Source organism: Limosilactobacillus gastricus DSM 16045, assembly GCF_001434365.1.
GTDB classification, from domain to species: domain Bacteria; phylum Bacillota; class Bacilli; order Lactobacillales; family Lactobacillaceae; genus Limosilactobacillus; species Limosilactobacillus gastricus.
In genome coordinates this window covers 13485-32570 of the sequence record NZ_AZFN01000009.1, presented here as the reverse complement: position 1 = coordinate 32570, position 19086 = coordinate 13485, and the positions used below count along the sequence as shown (strand labels likewise).

General features: G+C 41.1%; 19 protein-coding genes and 1 pseudogene. 15 read left to right on the top strand and 5 right to left on the bottom strand.

All coding sequences use genetic code 11. The features are described from left to right. Positions 1–12: 12 nt before the first annotated feature. Complete coding sequence (locus tag FC60_RS03940) at positions 13–879, bottom strand: alpha/beta hydrolase (RefSeq protein ID WP_056937171.1); 867 nt, start codon at positions 877–879, stop codon at positions 13–15. Positions 880–1072: 193 nt separating this feature from the next. Between FC60_RS03940 and FC60_RS03935 the strand changes: the two genes are divergently transcribed. The 5 genes and pseudogenes from FC60_RS03935 to FC60_RS03915 form a co-directional block, all read left to right on the top strand. Then, the gene (locus tag FC60_RS03935; protein WP_056937170.1) at positions 1073–2257 is read left to right on the top strand and encodes an acyltransferase; all 1185 of its coding nucleotides are present in this window, start codon (positions 1073–1075) and stop codon (positions 2255–2257) included. Then, positions 2238–3776, top strand: coding sequence for an AMP-binding protein (locus FC60_RS03930; protein WP_056937169.1), 1539 nt, complete (start codon positions 2238–2240; stop codon positions 3774–3776). Before FC60_RS03935 ends, FC60_RS03930 begins: the two co-directional genes overlap by 20 nt. Before the next feature lie 13 nt (positions 3777–3789). Further along, positions 3790–4767, top strand: coding sequence for an aliphatic sulfonate ABC transporter substrate-binding protein (locus tag FC60_RS03925; RefSeq protein ID WP_056937168.1), 978 nt, complete (start codon positions 3790–3792; stop codon positions 4765–4767). Between the two features lie 17 nt (positions 4768–4784). Next, a complete protein-coding gene (locus FC60_RS03920) occupies positions 4785–5612 on the top strand; it encodes an ABC transporter permease subunit (RefSeq protein ID WP_235806068.1) in 828 nt (275 codons plus the stop codon). Between the two features lie 8 nt (positions 5613–5620). Further along, positions 5621–6174, top strand: a pseudogene (locus tag FC60_RS03915) (ABC transporter ATP-binding protein); the annotation flags it as partial. 257 nt (positions 6175–6431) lie between these two features. Here the strand turns inward: FC60_RS03915 and FC60_RS03910 are convergent. The 3 genes from FC60_RS03910 to FC60_RS03900 form a co-directional block, all read right to left on the bottom strand. Next, positions 6432–6842, bottom strand: coding sequence for a peptide deformylase (locus FC60_RS03910; protein WP_056937167.1), 411 nt, complete (start codon positions 6840–6842; stop codon positions 6432–6434). Positions 6843–6886: 44 nt separating this feature from the next. After that, positions 6887–7825: a membrane protein insertase YidC gene (gene yidC, locus FC60_RS03905; protein WP_056937166.1), complete on the bottom strand. Its 939-nt coding sequence runs from the start codon at positions 7823–7825 to the stop codon at positions 6887–6889. A gap of 71 nt (positions 7826–7896) precedes the next feature. After that, complete coding sequence (locus FC60_RS03900) at positions 7897–8169, bottom strand: acylphosphatase (RefSeq protein ID WP_056937165.1); 273 nt, start codon at positions 8167–8169, stop codon at positions 7897–7899. Between the two features lie 65 nt (positions 8170–8234). Here FC60_RS03900 and FC60_RS03895 point away from each other — a divergent pair, with 65 nt between their 5' ends. The 3 genes from FC60_RS03895 (at position 8235) to FC60_RS03885 (ending at position 9978) form a co-directional block, all read left to right on the top strand. Next, positions 8235–8996 (top strand): TrmH family RNA methyltransferase, encoded by a 762-nt coding sequence (locus FC60_RS03895; protein ID WP_056937222.1) that lies wholly within the window; start codon positions 8235–8237, stop codon positions 8994–8996. 102 nt (positions 8997–9098) lie between these two features. Beyond that, positions 9099–9674, top strand: coding sequence for an HD domain-containing protein (locus tag FC60_RS03890; protein WP_040467841.1), 576 nt, complete (start codon positions 9099–9101; stop codon positions 9672–9674). After that, complete coding sequence (locus FC60_RS03885; protein ID WP_056937164.1) at positions 9646–9978, top strand: winged helix-turn-helix transcriptional regulator; 333 nt, start codon at positions 9646–9648, stop codon at positions 9976–9978. Before FC60_RS03890 ends, FC60_RS03885 begins: the two co-directional genes overlap by 29 nt. Positions 9979–9982: 4 nt before the next feature. On the opposite strand, the gene FC60_RS09460 is transcribed toward FC60_RS03885, so the two are convergent. Beyond that, positions 9983–10135, bottom strand: coding sequence for a hypothetical protein (locus FC60_RS09460; protein ID WP_156399298.1), 153 nt, complete (start codon positions 10133–10135; stop codon positions 9983–9985). Positions 10136–10280: 145 nt separating this feature from the next. Here FC60_RS09460 and pheS point away from each other — a divergent pair, with 145 nt between their 5' ends. From pheS to FC60_RS03850, 7 genes are all read left to right on the top strand, one after another. After that, positions 10281–11327 carry a phenylalanine--tRNA ligase subunit alpha gene (gene pheS, locus FC60_RS03880; RefSeq protein WP_056937163.1) on the top strand — a complete coding sequence of 349 codons (1047 nt, stop codon included), beginning with the start codon at positions 10281–10283 and terminating at the stop codon, positions 11325–11327. Positions 11328–11332: 5 nt separating this feature from the next. Continuing rightward, positions 11333–13765: a phenylalanine--tRNA ligase subunit beta gene (gene pheT / locus FC60_RS03875; protein WP_056937162.1), complete on the top strand. Its 2433-nt coding sequence runs from the start codon at positions 11333–11335 to the stop codon at positions 13763–13765. A 9-nt stretch (positions 13766–13774) separates the two neighbouring features. Further along, positions 13775–14416, top strand: coding sequence for a uridine kinase (gene udk, locus FC60_RS03870; protein ID WP_007121733.1), 642 nt, complete (start codon positions 13775–13777; stop codon positions 14414–14416). A 74-nt stretch (positions 14417–14490) separates the two neighbouring features. Continuing rightward, complete coding sequence (greA, locus tag FC60_RS03865; protein ID WP_056937161.1) at positions 14491–14970, top strand: transcription elongation factor GreA; 480 nt, start codon at positions 14491–14493, stop codon at positions 14968–14970. Positions 14971–15086: 116 nt separating this feature from the next. Continuing rightward, positions 15087–16598: a gluconokinase gene (locus FC60_RS03860; RefSeq protein ID WP_056937160.1), complete on the top strand. Its 1512-nt coding sequence runs from the start codon at positions 15087–15089 to the stop codon at positions 16596–16598. A 12-nt stretch (positions 16599–16610) separates the two neighbouring features. Next, entirely contained in the window at positions 16611–17954 is a 1344-nt protein-coding gene (locus FC60_RS03855) for a gluconate:H+ symporter (RefSeq protein WP_056937159.1), read from the top strand. A 67-nt stretch (positions 17955–18021) separates the two neighbouring features. After that, a complete protein-coding gene (locus tag FC60_RS03850) occupies positions 18022–19026 on the top strand; it encodes a LacI family DNA-binding transcriptional regulator (RefSeq protein WP_056937158.1) in 1005 nt (334 codons plus the stop codon). The last annotated feature ends 60 nt before the right edge of the window (positions 19027–19086 follow it).

Here is a 19086-nt window from a genome sequence, read left to right as displayed (position 1 = left end):
GGCCTTTTTTAGTTAATGCTTCCGCCAAAGGAAATCAACTAAGATTCGATCAACTTTTAAATTGTTGTGGAGCCCGCTATGGTTAGCATGGTATCCCGTGATCTTAATCACCCGGTATGATTTGGCGCGATTATTTAAGAGATATTTTAAAGATAGGGTTGACGCGTTAGCAACGTGTCCATCGGTTCCAGAATGATCATAATCACCATAGATATTTAAAATTTTGATTTGTTTTTTAGGGAAAGTCTGACGTAGCTTTAATAATTGTTGGTAAGCGGGCAACATTTCTTGGGGCTTCATATTTGGGTGATTTTTAATGTGGATGGGCTGATGCTTCTTTCCTAAAATCCCATTATAATTGCCGGCAATATCAGCAATCTTCTGTAATTTTGGGAGCTGATGATCATTTCCATAGACCAAAATAAAGTGATAAATGGTCATATTGGCCATTGAATGCCCAACTAGGTTATAGCGGGTGAAGTGATAATGCTGGCGAACTTTGACAATTACGTTACGTAACCATTTGGCGTCGGTATGGTAGTCGCGCATATGGTTATCATCGAAATTAATCATAACGATGGGGTTTTTGGCTGCAGAATTTAGATTTTTGGAAAGGGTCACTCGTCCTGAACGATGAACCCGAGCCACAATGATATTGGTAGTAACACCTTGTTTTTTAGCATAATTAACCATTTGTTGTTCAGCATGATAGGATGATTTCCAACCATGGAGGAAAAAGGTTGGGACTGATGATTGGATAAAATCAGCGTCAGAACGAGCTGGACGATCTTGGTGAAGGCTCCCGATGAAGAGCCAGATTCCACTAATGCTCACTAGAGCAATCAGACTAGCTAAAAGATACCATTTTAAATTTTTCATGATTAATACTCCTGAATAGCTTATGAGATAGCTTACGGGAGTTTTTTACTTTTCACAAGTAAATTCATAATTTCTCTTTGGAATTCATATTTCATTCCGAAAACGACCAGAAAAAGTAGACTTTTTCATTCATAAATTGGTCGAAACCGTTCGGTAAACTAGCAATCATGATAAATCGAAAGGAGCTGAAGCCATGGCAACCACCAAAAGAAAATATTTATACGAAGTGGATTTGATGCGTTGTATTTTTATTTTTGGAGTTTTAGCTAACCATACAACTTCGACTTTTACGGCGGCAGCTGCAAGTAATAGTTGGGCCTACAATTTTTTGGTTTCTACCCACTTGATCCTTCATTTTACCCGGATGGGTTTCATGTTCGTTACCGGATTGGTTTTATTTCTGGTATATTATTACAAACCAGAAATTAACTACTGGGTCTTTTGGAAGAAACGATACAAGGGATCTGGGATTCCTTATGTTTTCTGGATGGGATTCTTTTTAATAATGACCGCTGTTTTTACGGGAAGTACGATCACTTTTTCATCATGGCTGAGTGAATTGGGCTTGGGATTGCTACATGGAAATTATTTCTATCTTTACTACATCCTGGTCACAATGCAACTTTACCTAATCTTCCCAATTATGGTATGGATTTATCGAAAGACAGAAGGGCATCATGGTTTGCTCTTAGTCATTAGTGGAATCTTACAGTTGGTATTTTTATACTTTGTCAAATATCAATTACCACATTTAGATACTAGCAACTGGCCATATTGGATCCGCAATTATGGGATCAATGTTTTTGCCTACCAGTTTTACTTCATGGCCGGGGCTTATGTAGCGATTCATTATCAAGCCTTTACTAACTGGCTTCAGACTCATCGAAAAAAGATTTATGCGATCACTGCTCTTTTGGCACTCGGAACTTTGGTTCTTTATCAATATAATGTTCAGGTTCTACATCTTAATCGCCATTATGCAAACCTGATTCATCAACCATACTTGATGTTTTATGCAAGTTTCATGATTTTGACAATCATTGCTTTAAGTCAACAATATGCGCGACGTCGTCAATTACCAAAGTGGCAACCCTTTACCAAGGCCGTGGATTTGTCTTCAAAATTATCCTTTGGGGTTTATTTGACCCAAACGGCTTCGCTATCCTTGTTAGCCGGTTTGTTAGAGTTAATCAAAAATAATGTGTCCAGTTGGGAATTAATTATCCTTTTACCATTTGGGTACTTGATTGCCCTTGGAGGAGCATGGCTAATTTCATTCTTCTGTTACAAGGTGCCACCATTCGGTGTGCTTGTCGGTCGACCACAAAAAATAAATTTTCGAAAGAAGGTAAGAAACTATGACCAAGTTAACTCATGATTTAAAAGCACAATTAACTAACAATTGGCGGCGCCCCGTTGTGAAAGACATTCGGTTAGGGCGCTGGTTTACGGGTGAAGATCTGGAAAATGATATTCAAACTTTGCAAGCCGTCTTTCAGACCATAAATTTGTCAGTTGATGATGTAGTCTTTATGGCATTGGCCAATACGGCAGCTTATTTACCAATTAATCAAGCCCTATGGCGTTATGGGATGACGGCCCACCCGGTATCTGCAACCTCCACGGCGGCAGAGTTAGTGGCTGATTATGAAGAACATCAATATCCAGCAATGATTTTTACGGCCGAGATGGCCACAGCTTTCGCGGGACGTGATGATTTGGATTCGGTGTTAGTGAACTTAGAAACCTTTCCAGAAGGATTGGTGATTCTGAGCAAAAAAACGAATCAAAACGATGGCCGTCTACTGGAGCCTAATGAAGAAAGTTTGGGCTGGATTTTAAATACTTCTGGAACCACTGGAAAGCCCAAGCAAGTTGGATTACCACATAAGTTTATGTGGCAAGCGGCCCAAGATGATGCCTATACCCACCGCATGACATCGGATGATACGGTTTTGATTGTAATGCCAATGTTTCATATCAATGCCCAAGAGTTAATCATTAATTCGATGCTCCTAGTTAGTGGCCGGATTGTGATTGCCCCCAAGTTTTCCGCTTCAAAATTCTGGCATTGGATTAATGAAGATGATTGTACTTGGTCGTCGGTTGTTCCAACGATTGTCACGATTCTTTTGAAAAATGAAGCCTCAAAAGCCGAATTTAATCCTAACCATCATTTACGGTTTATCCGTTGTGCATCAGCCATGTTACCAGTGGGGCGGCATGAACAATTTGTAAATGAATTTAAGGTGCCGATTCTAGAAGGCTACGGCATGACAGAATCATGTAGTCAATGTACCTTGAATCCATTAGATGCTATTAAATTGGGATCTGTTGGAATCCCATATGGTTCCGAAGTTAAGATTATTACTGACAATGGTTATACAAGTGATCCCCAAGTTGAAGGAGAAATTGCCATTCGAGGTCCCCATGTTATTACGGAATATTTAAATGGTGACGAACGCGCCCAAAAAGATTTTCATGATGGTTGGTTCCATACCGGTGATTTAGGTTACTTTGATGAAGATGGCTATCTATGGTTAAACGGTCGGAAGAAACATTTAATTAATCACGGGGGCGAAAAAGTTAATCCTACCCTGGTTGAAGATGTGATCGGGGAACTTGATTACGTTAAAAATGTGGCAGTCGTGCCAACCCCTGATGAAATTTATGGGGAAGCCGTGACGGCCGTGGTTATTTTACAAGATGGTCAAAAGAAATCTAATTTCTTAAAACATCAAATTATGGAATATGCTGCCGCTAAATTAGCTAAATATCGGCGGCCAACGGCAGTTTACTTTGTAGATGAATTCCCATTAAATCCAACTGGTAAAATTATGCGACCACAATTGTCACAACAGGTAACACAGTTAATGCAAGCCGAATTAGCCGTATAAGGAGCGTGAGTTAATGAAAGAAAATCGTTCAGTCCGTAAAATTGTTACCTTAGTCCTATTAGTGGCCTGGCTAGTTGTTGCATTTATCGGTTACCGCTTAACCTATGCAGATTCATCTAGTAGTTTAAAAACCATTACGATTGGTTATCAGGCTGGGGATGAGTTTGATATTTCAAAAACCCGTGGTGAGTTTGCTAAGAAGATGAAAGCCAAGGGCTACAAAGTCAAGTTTAAAGAATTCTCCAACGGATCGGCCGAAATGCAAGCACTGGCCTCGGGTAGTATCGATTATGCTCGAACGGGTGATACCCCTGGAGTAACCGCCTTAGCTTCTGGGACTAAATTAACTTATATTGCTGCCGGAGCGGATAAAGCAAATGGCTCGGGAATCTTAGTCAAAAATGATTCCGGCATTGATTCCTTATCTGATTTGAAGGGGAAGACGATTGCCTATACAAAAGGAACCAGTTCGGAATACATGTTACGGATGGCTTTGAAGAAGGCAGGATTATCAACTTCCGATGTTACCTTGAAGAATTTGGATCAATCGGCAGCTAGTGTCGCTTATAATAACGGCGAAGTGGATGCATGGGCAAACTGGGATCCAGCAACTTCACAAGCAGAAGTAACCGGTAATTCAAAATTACTAGTTAACGGTAAGACCTTAGGGGTTAATAACCGTTCATATTTGATGGCTAGCACCAGTTTTGCTGAAGATAATGAAGAAGCTTCCCGCTTGATTATTAAGTATGCTAATCAAGATATGCAATGGGCTAACAAACATAAGTCCAAGGTTATTAAGATGATGGCTAAGAAGCTGAAATTAAGCACCAAAGTAGTTACCAAGATGGTTAACCGGCGGTCCTATAGTTGGGAAGCGATGACGAAAGCTACCGTTAAGGAAGAACAAGAAATCGCAGATCTATTTTATCAAGCTAAAGTGATCACCAAAAAAGTTGACATCAGTGATCATGTGCAATATCTGAAATAAGACGAGGGGTGATGAAGATGGAAATGGTTGAAAGTAAACAAATTCAAGTACAAGAACCTATCTCGCCCAAGGTTAGTCAACGAACCTTGGAGGATCGGTTAATTAAAATTCTACCGTGGGCAATTCCCGTTCTCTTAGTAGTTGCCTGGGAAGTAGTTGTCGATACCAGAATCGTCACTTCGACGTTTTTGCCCTCACCAGTGGAAGTACTGCAACAAGGCTGGAAATTAGCACTCTCGGGTGAATTATTCACTAATATTTGTATCTCACTTTATCGGGCCACTTCTGGTTTACTAATTGGTGGTGGGATTGGTTTTATCTTAGGGTTTGCCAATGGTGTTTCCCGGCTCTCCCGGGCAGCTTTTGATTCCACCATCCAAATGGTCCGGAATATTCCGCACTTAGCTTTAATTCCCGTAGTAATCTTGGTATTAGGGATTAATGAAGGAGCTAAAATTTCATTAGTAGCTGTTGGATGTATGTTCCCGGTCTATGTAAATACCTTTCATGGGATTACTTCAGTCGACCCTAATTTAATTGAAATGGGTAAATCTTATGGGTTAAACAAGCGGCAAATGTTTACTAAGATAATCTTTCCTGGTGCCTTACCAACTATTTTAATGGGGCTTCGGTATGCGCTTGGGGTTATGTGGACTACCTTAATTGTTGCTGAAACGGTTTCTGCTGATTCAGGGATTGGTTACATGTCCACCAACGCCCAACAATTAATGAATATGAAGACAATTTTCCTATGTATTGTGATTTATGCCTTACTCGGAAAATTATCGGATATAATTGCGAAAAACCTTGAAGTGATGTTCTTGAATTGGCGCCAACAAGGCTAGGAGGGAAAATGATGTCTGAATTATTAACGATCAATGATGTGACAAAAGTATATGGACAAAAAACCGCCTTAGGCAATGCTAATTTAACGATTAATCAAAATGATTTTGTCGCCTTAGTTGGGATGAGCGGTGGCGGGAAAACGACCCTATTACGGATGATTGCTGGTTTGGAACAGCCAAGTACTGGTAAGATTGAACAATCTGGTCAAGAAATTAATGGCATTAACCGTCAGTCACGAGTGATGTTCCAAGATGATCGTCTTTTACCATGGATGACGGTGCGGGATAATTTGACCTTTGGTAATCATCAAGAAGATAAAGTTCGACAAGCGGATGAATTGTTAGCAGCGGTTGAATTAGCTGATTATGGTGATTATTACCCGAGTCGCCTTTCAGGAGGACAGAAGCAACGGATTGCTTTAGCGCGAGCATTAATGGATAATCCACCATTATTATTGTTGGATGAACCGCTCGGCGCCTTAGATGCCTTAACGCGACTAAAAATGCAAGATTTAATTATGGATCTAACGCAAAGTCGTCAGTTAACTACGGTCCTCGTTACNGCAAAGTCGTCAGTTAACTACGGTCCTCGTTACTCATGATGTCCATGAAGCAACTCGGATGGCCAATCGAATTGTGGTTGTTAAGAATTCACATATTGCCCAAGTCTTTGAGAATCCTTATCGTGGCTCAGGTGATGATAAAAAAGCTCATCAAGCGGTCTTGGCTGAACGAATTTTAGATGAGATTTATGCCGAAGAAGTAGTTTAAAAAATCCCTTGGATGAATCTGAGTAGGTTCATTCAGGGGATTTTTGCATTAAATGATAATGCCATGGCAATGATCGATCTCGTGTTGCACAATCTGTGCGGCCCAGCCATGGAGGGACAATTTTTGTTGGTGTCCAGTTTGATCTAGATAAACAAGGGTAATTTCTTGATAGCGCCTGGTTGTCCGTTGACCAATCAGGCTGAGACATCCTTCTTGAGTTTGATAAGGATACTCCTTAGCGGTAATCTGTGGATTAAGCATGGCGATATTAATTGGTCCCAGGCTAATCGCAATGATTTGTTTGTTAATCCCAATCATATTTGCGGCTAGCCCGACACATTCTTTTTGGTGAGCAACTAGCGTATCGAGAAGATCTTGGGCGATTGGCCAATCCTGAAGGTTAGCTGGTTGGCTAGGCTGACTTAGGACCTGAGGATCTTTACAAATGGGTTTAATCATAGGTTTTCCTTTCAAAAGAAAAGTCGGGCGAACCCGACCTAGTTTTATGATTGATGATGTTGTTTACCCGCATTCCGCCCTTTATGATGATGTTCGTGATCCGATTTTTGGCGATCATTCCGTAATTGATCAATGGTTGATTGAACATCCGATTGAGAATTAGCGGGCTGGATTGGATCAGGTACCTTAATAGGGTTATCTTTTAATTCTTCTTCAATTTGTTTCCGAATTCTTGGACGATAGAGATTAATTAAAACGGTTTGCAAAATGGCAAAAATTCCGCCAGCAAAGAAGTAGAGTCCTAAACCAGCTGAAGAAGTCCAAGAAATAAACAAGATCATAATCGGACTAATTAACATGGCACTGCGCATTTGAGCTCGTTGTTCTTGAGGAACTCCTTGCAAAGACAAGACCCCTTGGATTGCGTAAGTAACAAAAGCTAACAGAGCCATAATGATGCTTGGTTTACCAAGTGGAATCCCAAAGAAAGGAGAACTTGATAATTCGGGAGAATAACGAATTGCTGCATACAGGGCGGCAAAAATCGGTAGTTGAATCAATAATGGTAAACAACCAATGCCACCCGTTAAAGAGACATTATTATCACGATAAAATGACATCATTTGTTGGCCAACTAGAGCTTGTTCTTCTGGAGTCTTGGCATTTTTTTGCCGTTCCTGTAGTTCCTTTAAATGCGGTTGGAGTTTAGACATCCGCTCTTGCATCATGGTCGACTTTTTCATCTGGTTAAACATGATGGGAAACAAAATCAACCGGATAATTATGGTTAAGGCAATGATAGCTAAGCCGTAGTTCCCACCAAAGATTCCCGCTAACCATTCCATAAAATGTTGCATTGGTTTCGCCAGGTAATCATAGATGATCCCATAAGGCTTTCCGCTTTTAGTGGTCCGAACACAACCACTGAGGACCAAGCCGAGAAGGGTTAGTCCGGATAAGGTAAACAATCGTTTATGTTTCATGCTAGACTTCCTTTAAATAAAATGTACAAATGCTATCTTACCGTAAAAGCGGGTTAAATACCACTCCTAACCTACATGGTAACTTGAAAGTTATGGAAGTCGCCGATGTTCTTTTGGCTAACATAGACGTGGTCAACTTGACAGTATGGATTCGGTCCCTGTTTGAGTTGATTAACAAATGTGGTCATTTGCTCTTTGGGACCTTGAGCAATAATAAAGACTTTACCATTTGGCAGATTACGGACTAGGCCGACTAAGCCCAGTTGATCGGCAAGTTGTTTTGTAGCCCAGCGGAAGCCAACGCCTTGGACAATACCATCAACAAGAATTTCATAATTAATCATTCGATTCATCTCCAGTTTCTAACTTATGGTATGATTGAACAAATTAAACAAATAGGTGACAAATGGTGGAAATAATTACCTCAACCCAAAATCAACGGGTTAAACAATGGAAAAAATTACAAACTAAAAAAGGGCGTCAACAAAGTCAAAGCTATCTATTAGATGGGTGGCATTTAGTTCAAGAAGCCCTGCAAAGCCAAGTTCAAATCACGGCTTTAATCGGAACGAAAGCGGAATTAGCTTTACATAATGATATTGTAGCACGCGTTAATCAAGTCTATCAGGTTACTGGTGGAATTATGCAAGAAATCACGGCTACAGTAACCCCTCAAGGTATTGCAGCAGTTGTTGAGTTGCCCCTTTTACAATTGAAGACAATTCCAAAATCGGGCAAGTGGTTATTACTAGATCGGGTCCAAGATCCAGGAAATGTGGGTACCATGGTCCGAACGGCAGATGCGGCTGGTTTTGATGGAGTAGTTGCTGGAAAGGGAACGGTAGATTTTTTTAGTCCAAAAGTTATGCGTTCAATGCAGGGAAGCCAATTTCATATTAGTTTAGCAACAGCTGAGTTGAGTGATTTAATACCCGCGATGCAAGCAAATGGCATTCCGGTTTATGGGACGGAATTAAATCCCCAAGCCATTAGCTATCACGAGCTACCACAAAGTGATCAAGTGGCTTTCGTAATGGGGAATGAAGGACAAGGAATGGCCGATAACCTGTTACAGTTAACGACTAAAAACGTTTATATTCCCATGCCCGGACAAGCTGAATCACTGAATGTGGCGGTGTCGGCCGGGATTTTAATGTTTTCCGTGAATTAGTTCTTAAGTTTGTAATAATTTAGATGAAATGGCTTACTTTTCGCTAGCCAAACCGGGTAAAATATAATAAAGGACCTGGATTTAGAAAGGACACGACCCATTATGAAGACAGATCAAAGTTGGCGAAAAGATCCAGAATATGTAGCGATTGTAGAAGATCTTTTAGCAAAACCAGAAGTAAAAGCATTAGCAAATTATACTCAACACCATCATTCAAACCGGCTCCAACATTCGATTGCTGTATCATATGATAGTTATCGGGTTGCTAAAAAATTGAACTTAGATTATGAAAGTACGGCGCGGGCCGGGATCTTACATGATTTATTTTATTATGATTGGCGTACGACTAAATTTGATTTAGGAACCCACGCGTTTATTCATCCGCGAGTTGCCTTACGAAATGCAGAAAAGTTGACAGACCTGAATGATAAGGAGCAAGATATAATCCTGAAGCATATGTTTGGTTCGACTTTAGCAGTGCCTAAGTATTGGGAAAGCTTGATTGTTTCTTTGGTGGATGATTATGAAGCCGAACACGAATTTTTCCGTCCTATGCGGAAAAAATTGCGTCATCAAAAGCGAAATCTACAGCGTCGTTACCAAGCTAGTCGACGTCAAACACGTCATCAAATGAGGGGAGAGCGAGTGAATGGAACAGTTATCAACAACCACCAGTGACTTCAGTTTGTGTCCACATTTTGCGAAAACTTTTGAAATTTTAGGCAAGAAGTGGAATGGCCTAATTATTGAAGTGCTCTTAAATGAACATGAAGCGCGATTTAAGGATTTAGCCTGTCAAGTTGAAAAATGTAGTGATCGGGTCCTTTGTGAACGGTTGCGAGAATTAGAAGATGAAGAAATTATTGAACGGGTGGTCGATGGTGGTCATTCATCTCGACCAGCCTATCGATTAACCCAATCGGGGTTAGAATTAGCCCCAATTATGGATGCCGTTCATGATTGGAGTAAGAAATGGCGGTAAAATCTTAGGAGAATTCTTGAAAGATCTTGACCATTGTTAACCAGTTCGATAGAATGGCAATGTTAATAACCAAGATGGAAACTAGTAGTTGATGTCGGGAAACAGGGACAATGGCCATGGACTGAAAGCCATTGAGTACCAAGTCAATGAATTTCACTTCCGGAGTTGATACTTTGTATCCGGTTGATTATCGTTACCAATCACCAAGTGTTTGATATAGTTATATCATGAATTAGGGTGGTACCGCGAAGCCTCGTCCCTTGTGGACGGGGCTTTTTTCGTACCCTAGTAAGGAGAATGAAATGAGTTTAAAAGACCAATTAACTGAACTGCGGGCGCAAGCCTTAGAAGCAATTCAAAATAGTACTGATGATCAGGCCATCAATGAGGCACGTGTTAAGTTCTTAGGAAAAAAGGGACCAATAACCGCCGTTTTACGGGGAATGAAGGATTTATCAAAGGAAGAACGTCCAAAGGTTGGCCAATTTGCAAATGAGATCCGCGATCAAATTCAAGTGGCTTTAGATGAAAAACGTGCTGCAATTGAAGCCGCTCGGTTGAATCAGCAATTAGTTAGCGAAACTTTAGACGTAACTCTACCTGGACGGCCAGTGATTCAAGGACAACCGCACGTTATACAGCAGATTATCGATCAAATTATCGATTTGTTTGTTGGGATGGGATATGAAGTTGCTACCGGGCATGAAGTGGAAGAGGAAGTTTATAATTTTGAAAAATTAAACTTACCAAAGGACCATCCAGCCCGTGACATGCAAGATACTTTTTACATTACCCCTTCCATCTTGATGCGAACTCAGACTTCCCCGATGCAAGCTCGAATGATGGAAAAGCATGATTTTTCACGGGGGCCTTTAAAGATGATCTCGCCCGGGAAAGTTTACCGACGGGATACTGATGATGCTACCCACAGTCATCAATTCCATCAAGTCGAAGGAATCGTGATTGGTGAGCATATTACGATGGCTGACTTAAAGGGAACTTTAGAAGCGGTTGCACAAAATCTATTTGGCGACGAATTATCAGTTCGCTTACGACCAAGCTACTTCCCATTTACAGAACCTTCAGTAGAAGCAGATATCACTTGTTTCAATTGTCATGGTCAGGGTTGCAGTATTTGTAAGCAAACCGGTTGGATTGAAGCTTTAGGGGCCGGGATGGTTCACCCTAACGTTTTAAAAATGTCAGGAGTAGATCCCGAAGTCTACGGTGGGTTTGCCTTTGGATTGGGACCAGACCGTTTTGCAATGCTTAAGTATGGAGTGGAAGACATTCGGAACTTCTACTTAAATGACATGCGCTTCTTAACTCAATTTGATCAGAAAGGATAATTAACATGAATTTATCATATCAATGGCTTAATGAATATTTACCACTGGCAGACCATCAGATTGAACCAGCTGAATTAGCTGAAAAACTGGCGCGCACTTCTGTGGAAATTGATGATGTTTATTCACCAAGTACGGGCTTAAGTAAGCTGGTAGTTGGTTATATTGAATCATGCCAACCACATCCAGAATCAGATCATCTAAAACTTTGTCAGGTTCAAATTAGTTCAGATGAGACGGTGCAAATTGTTTGCGGAGCACCTAATGTAACGGCGGGAAAAAAGGTGATCGTAGCTTTACCGGGAGCACGAGTGGCTGATAATCAAAAAATCCGGAAAGGCAAAATTCGTGGCGAAGTATCTAATGGCATGTTATGTGCCTTACAAGAAATTGGCTTTAGTGAAAAAGTAGCGCCAAAGGACTATGAAGAAGGAATTTGGTTCATGGCTGATGACGCCCAAGTGGGTGACAGTGTTTTCCAATATTTAGGGATGGACGATACCATCATTGCAACGGATGTAACGCCTAATCGGGGTGACATGTTTAGCATGTATGGGAACGTTAATGATATTGCAGCCATGTATAACTTGCCAGTGAACTTTAGTATGCATACAGTTAAAGAAGCCAGTGCAGAAAAGACGACCGACCTATTACAAGTTGAAATTCCTGATCCTGATTTAGCTCCAACCTATAAGGCGCGGGTGATTAAGAATGTGACGATTCAAGATAGCCCTATGTGGCTTCAGATTCGTCTTTGGAATGCTGGGGTTCGGCCGATTAATAATGTTGTCGACGTAACCAATTATATTTTGCTGAAGTATGGACAACCGCTCCACAGTTTTGATTTTGACAAACTCAATCAAAAACATTTAACGGTTCGTCATGCGCAAGCTGATGAACACTTAGTTACTTTAGATGGTGAAGATCGGGAATTGTCTAGTCAGGATCTCGTAGTTGCCGACGGTGATCATCCGGTAGCTTTAGCCGGGACAATGGGTGGTGACGATAGCAAAATTGATAATCAAACAATTAATGTAGTTCTTGAATCGGCCATCTTTGATCCTATCTTAGTACGGAAGCAAGCCCGGCGTTTAGATTTGCATAGTGAATCCTCCATGCGGTTTGAACGAGGCATTAACCCAGCAATGTGTGAGCAAGCATTGAATGAAGCCGCCTACTGGCTGCAAGAATTGGCGGGCGGACAAGCGACCCAAGGAATTGCCACGGGGAGCGAAAAAGTTGCACGCGACGTTAACATTGATTTATCGCTTACCAAGACAAATGATGTTCTTGGAACTGATTTGTCAATGACCGATTTACAACAGATTTTTAAACAACTGCAATTCACGACTCAAGTGATGAATGATGATCATTTGGAAGTAGTAGTTCCACCACGGCGCTGGGATATTGAAATTCAAGCTGATCTATACGAAGAAATTGCTCGAATTTATGGTTATGACAATTTACCGTCAACTTTGCCAGCAACCGGCGATACGGAAGGTGGCCTTACTGCTTGGCAAAAATTAGTTCGAGAGGCTCGGCGCGTCTTAGAGGGCATGGGATTAAATCAAGCAATCAGTTATTCCTTGACTACCGATGAAAAAGCGCGTCAATTTAAGATTAATCCTTCTGAAACTGCCCCAGTGCAATTGGATTATCCAATGAGTTCTGATCACACTGCTGAACGGATGAATATCATTAGCGGCCTATTAAACGATGTGGCTTATAATGTCGCTCGGCAAGTTGAGAATGTAGCTTTGTATGAGGAAGGACGGGTCTTTTTACCCCAAGCAGGGCAAAATCGACCAGACGAACCTGAGCATGTAGCCATTGCCTTAACTGGTTCCTTAACGACTAATTCTTGGTTAGATAATGCCCAACCAGTTGATTTCTATACGGTTAAGGGGATTTTAGAACAACTATTAACTAATTTAGCTATTGCGGGGAAAGTTTCCTACCGAGCAAATGATCAACGCGCTGAAATGCATCCAGGACGGACAGCGGATGTTTATTTAGATGATCAATTAATCGGTTTTCTTGGACAAGTACATCCAATGACTGCCCAAGCCTATAAGATTCCTGAAACTTATGTGATGGAGTTAGATCTGAGTCAGTTAGAAACTGCACCACGCTTAGACCATCACTATGAACCAATCAGTAAATATCCAACCGTTACCCGCGATGTGGCCTTGTTAGTTGATCAGACCGTTACGAATGCTCAAATTGTGGAAGCCATTCAGGCTAAAGGTGGTCAATACTTGGTTGACGTTCAACTCTTTGATTTGTATGAAGGAGCTCATTTACCAGCTGGGAAGAAGTCACTTGCCTACACGCTGACTTACCAAGATCGGCAGAATACTTTAACCGAAGACCAAGTTAATGCGGCCTTTGAAAAAGTAGTTGATCATCTTCAAACAACCTTAGCGGCGGAAATTCGTTAGGAGTAGGTCATGGCAAGAAAACGACCCGTAGTAATTGGGGTAACAGGCGGTTCAGGTAGTGGTAAAACCACGGTTAGTCATGCTATTTATGATCTCATGAATGGTCAATCGATGGAAATTATCACGCAAGATACTTATTATAATGATCAAGCTTCTATGACGATGGAAGAGCGCAAAGCGGTTAATTACGATCATCCGTTAGCCTTTGATAATGATTTGTTATATCAACAATTAGATCAGCTCCGTCATAATCAAGCAATTGAAATGCCGGTTTATAATTATGCTGAATATACCCGTTCAAATGAAACTCGCCATGTAGAACCGCCTGAAATCATAATCCTAGAAGGAATTTTGATCCTTGATGATGAACGGTTACGGAACCTGATGGATATTAAGGTTTATGTTGATACGGATGATGATATTCGGATTATTCGACGAATCCAACGAGATATGGTGGAGCGTGGCCGGTCAATTGAGTCAATCATTGATCAATATTTAACGACCGTCAAACCGATGTATCATGAATTTATTGAACCGACCAAACGCTATGCCGATATTATAGTTCCAGAAGGGGGCAAGAATCAGGTGGCAATCGATCTTTTAGCCACGAAGGTTCGCGATATTTTGGTACAGCGAGGGCATCGGATCTAATAAATTAGTTGAAAAAAATTTCCGTGAGTGGTACAGTTTAAAAACTGTGAATACATATAGTAAGGAGTGCTTTAATGGCAGATGAAAAAACTTATCCCATGACATTAGAGGGAAAAGCAAAGTTAGAAGAAGAACTTGAAAACTTCCGGTTGGTTCGTCGCCCTGAAGTTATTAACCGGATTAAGATTGCGCGGAGTTATGGGGATCTATCAGAAAACTCTGAATATGAATCTGCTAAGGATGAACAATCTTTTGTCGAAGGACGTATCGCGCAAATTGAAAATATGCTTCAATATGCCGAAATCATTGACAACGATAATGTTGCCGCTGATGAGGTAGCATTGGGACGTGAAGTAACTTTTAAGGAGCTTCCAGATGAGGAACCCGAATCGTATGTGATTGTGGGAGAATCAGAGTCAGATCCCATGTCAGGAAAAATTTCCAATGAATCACCAATGGCCAAGAGTTTAATTGGTCACAAAATTGGCGATAAGGTTAATGTTGAATTACCAAATGGCGGTTCCATGGAAGTTGAAGTTTTAGATGTTAAATAATTTTTTTAAAGTCTTGCCATTGGCAGGACTTTTTTAATAGATTATATTGACAGCGCTTACACACGTGTTTTATTATTGGTGTATCGATAAACCAAAAATGAATTCGAGGGATGAAAATGAAATATTATATTGGGGTCGATATTGGAACAACCAGTACTAAAGCAGTTTTGTATGATCAGAATGCGAATGTCATAAATAAGTTTCAACAGGGCTATCGTCTGTATCGAAATCAGGATGGGATGGCGGAACAAGATCCAGAAGAGATTGTTCAAGCGGTTTTACAAATGATTCATGATGCTGCCGGACTAACTCATGAAGACGGTAATCAACTGACTAGCGTGTCTTTTTCCTGTGCTAATCAGAGTTTGATTTTGCTTGATCAGGATCATCAACCAATCAGTCGCGTGATGACTTGGGCTGATACTCGAGCGCGGCGACAAGCGGAAGCGTTAAAGCAAAGTTCAAAGGCTAAAATAATTTATGAAAAGACGGGGACACCAATTCACCCAATGTCACCCCTAATCAAGTTAATGTGGTTGCAAGAAACCAAACCAGATTTAATAAAGCAAGCGGCCTTTTATGCGGATATTAAGTCTTACTTATTTTGGCGCTTATTTGGCCAATTTCGAATTGATATTTCGATAGCTTCTTGTACCGGTTTAATGAACCTTACTACTCAAAATTGGGATTCAGATATTCTGGAGATGTTGGAGGTATCGGTTGATCAATTACCAGAGATTGTTGACTCGATTGATCAAGCTGTGGGTTTGTCGCCTGCAATGGCTGACCTAATGGGGGTGGATGCGGAAGTACCTTTTGTCTATGGCGCTTTTGACGGGGCCTTATCCAATCTTGGGGTGGGTGCTATCCAACAAGATACGGTAGCGATCACGATAGGTACCTCGGCGGCGGTTAGGGTGATTTGTGATCATCCAGTCATCGATCCCCATCAGCGTTTGTTCTGTTATTCAGTTAATCGTCATTTATGGGTGATTGGTGGTCCAATTAACAACGGCGGGGATGTCTTCCAATGGGCGGTTGAAGAGTTAGTTGAAGATCAGATTCAAGCTAAATATGATGTTGCCAATCAACTCATTGATCAAGGGCCGGCGGGGGCGCACGGTTTATTATTCCATCCGTTTTTAGGTGGTGAACGGGCCCCAATTTGGGAGGCAAATGCGCGCGGGAGCTTTGTCGGTTTAAATCCGTTACACACGCGGGCTGATATGTTACGTGCAGTTATGGAAGGCATTTGTTTTAACATTGCTACGGTTTTTGATGCGGTCCAGGCAATGGTGGGCAAACCTAAGCGCATTACCGCAACCGGGGGGTTTGCTAATTCCAAGGTTTGGCGACAAATGTTAGCTGACGTGTTAGATTGTCCGGTAAACGTACCGAAGTCATTTGAATCGGGCTGTTTAGGGGCCGTCGTGATGGCAATGCAAAGTTTGGGGGAACTATCAAATTTGGCAGACGTTACGTCCATGGTGGGAGAAGTAGAAGCCTATTTGCCAGATGAAGCCGTGGCTGATTTGTATCAACGGTATTTACTAGTATTCAAGCAAGTTGAGAAGCAGTTACTACCAACCTATGCGGCCTTAGTTGAATTGCAGGAAGATCAAAAATAGAGGAGAAAAATCATGCCATTATTGATTGTATTAATTGGGGTTTTAATTCTTATTTTCTTAATTATAAAGTTAAAACTGAATACCTTTGTTTCACTAGTCGTTACTTCTTTTATTGTAGCCTTACTTCTACAAATACCAGTTACCAAAATTCCAACCACCATTGAATCAGGAATTGGTTCTCAATTAGGTCACTTAGCCATTATCTTTGGATTCGGTTCTATGCTAGGTTCTCTAGTTTCTGAAGCCGGTGGTGGTTATCGAATTGCCACCACCTTAATCAATAAATTTGGTCGTCGTTGGATCCAAGTAGCGGTTATCTTGGCATCGTTTATCATTGGCTTAGCCTTATTCTTTGAAGTCGGGTTAGTAGTAGTCTTACCAATTATTTTTATCATCGCCCGTGAATTAGATATGCCATTAATGTATTTAGGTGTTCCGATGGCAGCGACTTTAAATGTAACACATGGTTTCTTACCACCCCACCCAGCACCAACCGCGATTACGGAAGTTTTACATGCGCAATTAGGTCATGTTCTATTGCTCGGGATCGTCGTTTCCATCCCAACTATTATCATTGCGGGTCCCTTGTATAACTGGGCCTTGCAGAAACTTTATCCTAAGGTCTATCGGAAAAATATTGATATTTCAGTTTTGGGTGAATATAAGGAATTCAAGTTAGCTGACACACCTGGATTTGGAATCTCGGTATTGACGGCGATGATGCCAGTAATTTTAATTGCTATTGCGACAATTTGTTCCTTTGTTTTACCGAGCAAGAACTTAGTCAACCAAGTAATTCAATTTATCGGGGCGCCAGATTTTGCCATGTTACTTTCCATGCTGATCGCGGTCTTCACTATGGGGATCTTCCGGCAGAAAAATATGAAAGAAATTTCTGATATCATGGTATCGTCGGTTAAATCAATTTCAATGATGCTGTTAATCATTGGTGGTGGGGGAGCCTTTAAACAGGTCCTGGTCGATGGCGGAATTTCCAAATATGTGTCCGCGCTTTTCTCCAGCACTAACTTATCACCAATTTTTGCGGCTTGGTTAATAACCGCTATTTTACGGGTCTCTTTGGGATCATCAACGGTGTCCGGAATCACGGCGGCCGGCTTATTAGCACCGATGGCTGAACAATATGCTCCTGGGTCGGCAATGCCAGCCTTGATGGTCTTAGCAGTTGGTGCTGGATCAATCTTTTGCGACCATGTTAATGATGCTGGCTTCTGGATGATTAAAGAATATTTTGGACTATCTTTGAAAGAAACCCTATTATCGTGGACGACCTTAACGATTGTAATTTCCTTAGCTGGCTTAGCAGCGGTTTATACCTTATCTTTGTTTGTTTAATTGGATGATTGGTAAAAAAACTTGATGTTATAATGATTAACATCAAGTTTTTTTAAAGGGTACGATTATGGGAAAAAGAGCGACTATTTCAGACGTAGCCCGACAAGCACATGTGTCGGCAACTACAGTATCTAGATACTTAAATCAGCATTATCAAAAAATGAGTGATGAAACTAAAGCACGGATTGCCCAAGTAATCGCGGACTTAGACTATTCACCATCTTCTTCAGCCCGCCAAATGCGCCAAAAATCCAGTCATTTGGTGGGAGTCTTGGTTGGTGATATTGCCAATCCATTTTCATCTTTGATGGCAAAGGGAATCTATGATGTTTTACAACCGGCGGGCTACGACATTCAATTAATGAATTCAAACGATTCTAAGGAAGCGGAAAGTCGGCATCTCGATCGTTTAATTGAACAACGGGCCGATGGTATTATTGTTCAACCCAGTGCAGCATCGTTTGCACAATTTGAACGGTGCCGAGCCAACGGAATTCCAATCATTATTGTCGATCGGACGATGAAAAATTTACCTACTGATGTTGCTTATGTCACTAGTGAAAATTTTGATGCCTGTTATCGGTTGGGCCCAATTTTAGTTGATCATGGTTATCAAAATGTCATCTCGGTTAGTTCCCGCTTAGCCGAAGCCTCTGGTCAAATTTTGCGAATTAAGGGATTAATGCAAACGGCCAATGATCATCAGCTTCAATATATTAACTTAGAAATGCGGGATGGCAATGTGGAGTGGCTCAAAGCTGAATTACAGCAAAATCTGCAAGAACTAAGTGGGCGAACCGCTGTTATTTCGCTAATGGGCCCTTTACTATTTAATTTGTTGGATATTTTTAAGAATTTAAGCATAACTTTTCCTCAAGATATTGGCTTAATCTCTTATGACGATTGGGATTGGTCACGGTTTATCGGTGATGGGATTTTCCTATTACGTCAAGATATGGAGTTAATGGGATCTCAAGCAGCCCAATTCTTATTAGAAATGATCCATGATCCGAAAAAAAAGTTAGGAACAGAATACTTACCAGTGACCATGGTGGAGCGACCGTCGATATAAATAATATTTTGGATATTTTAAAAGCGACTGAAGAAGAAATGGGGTTCTTGCTCAGCCGCT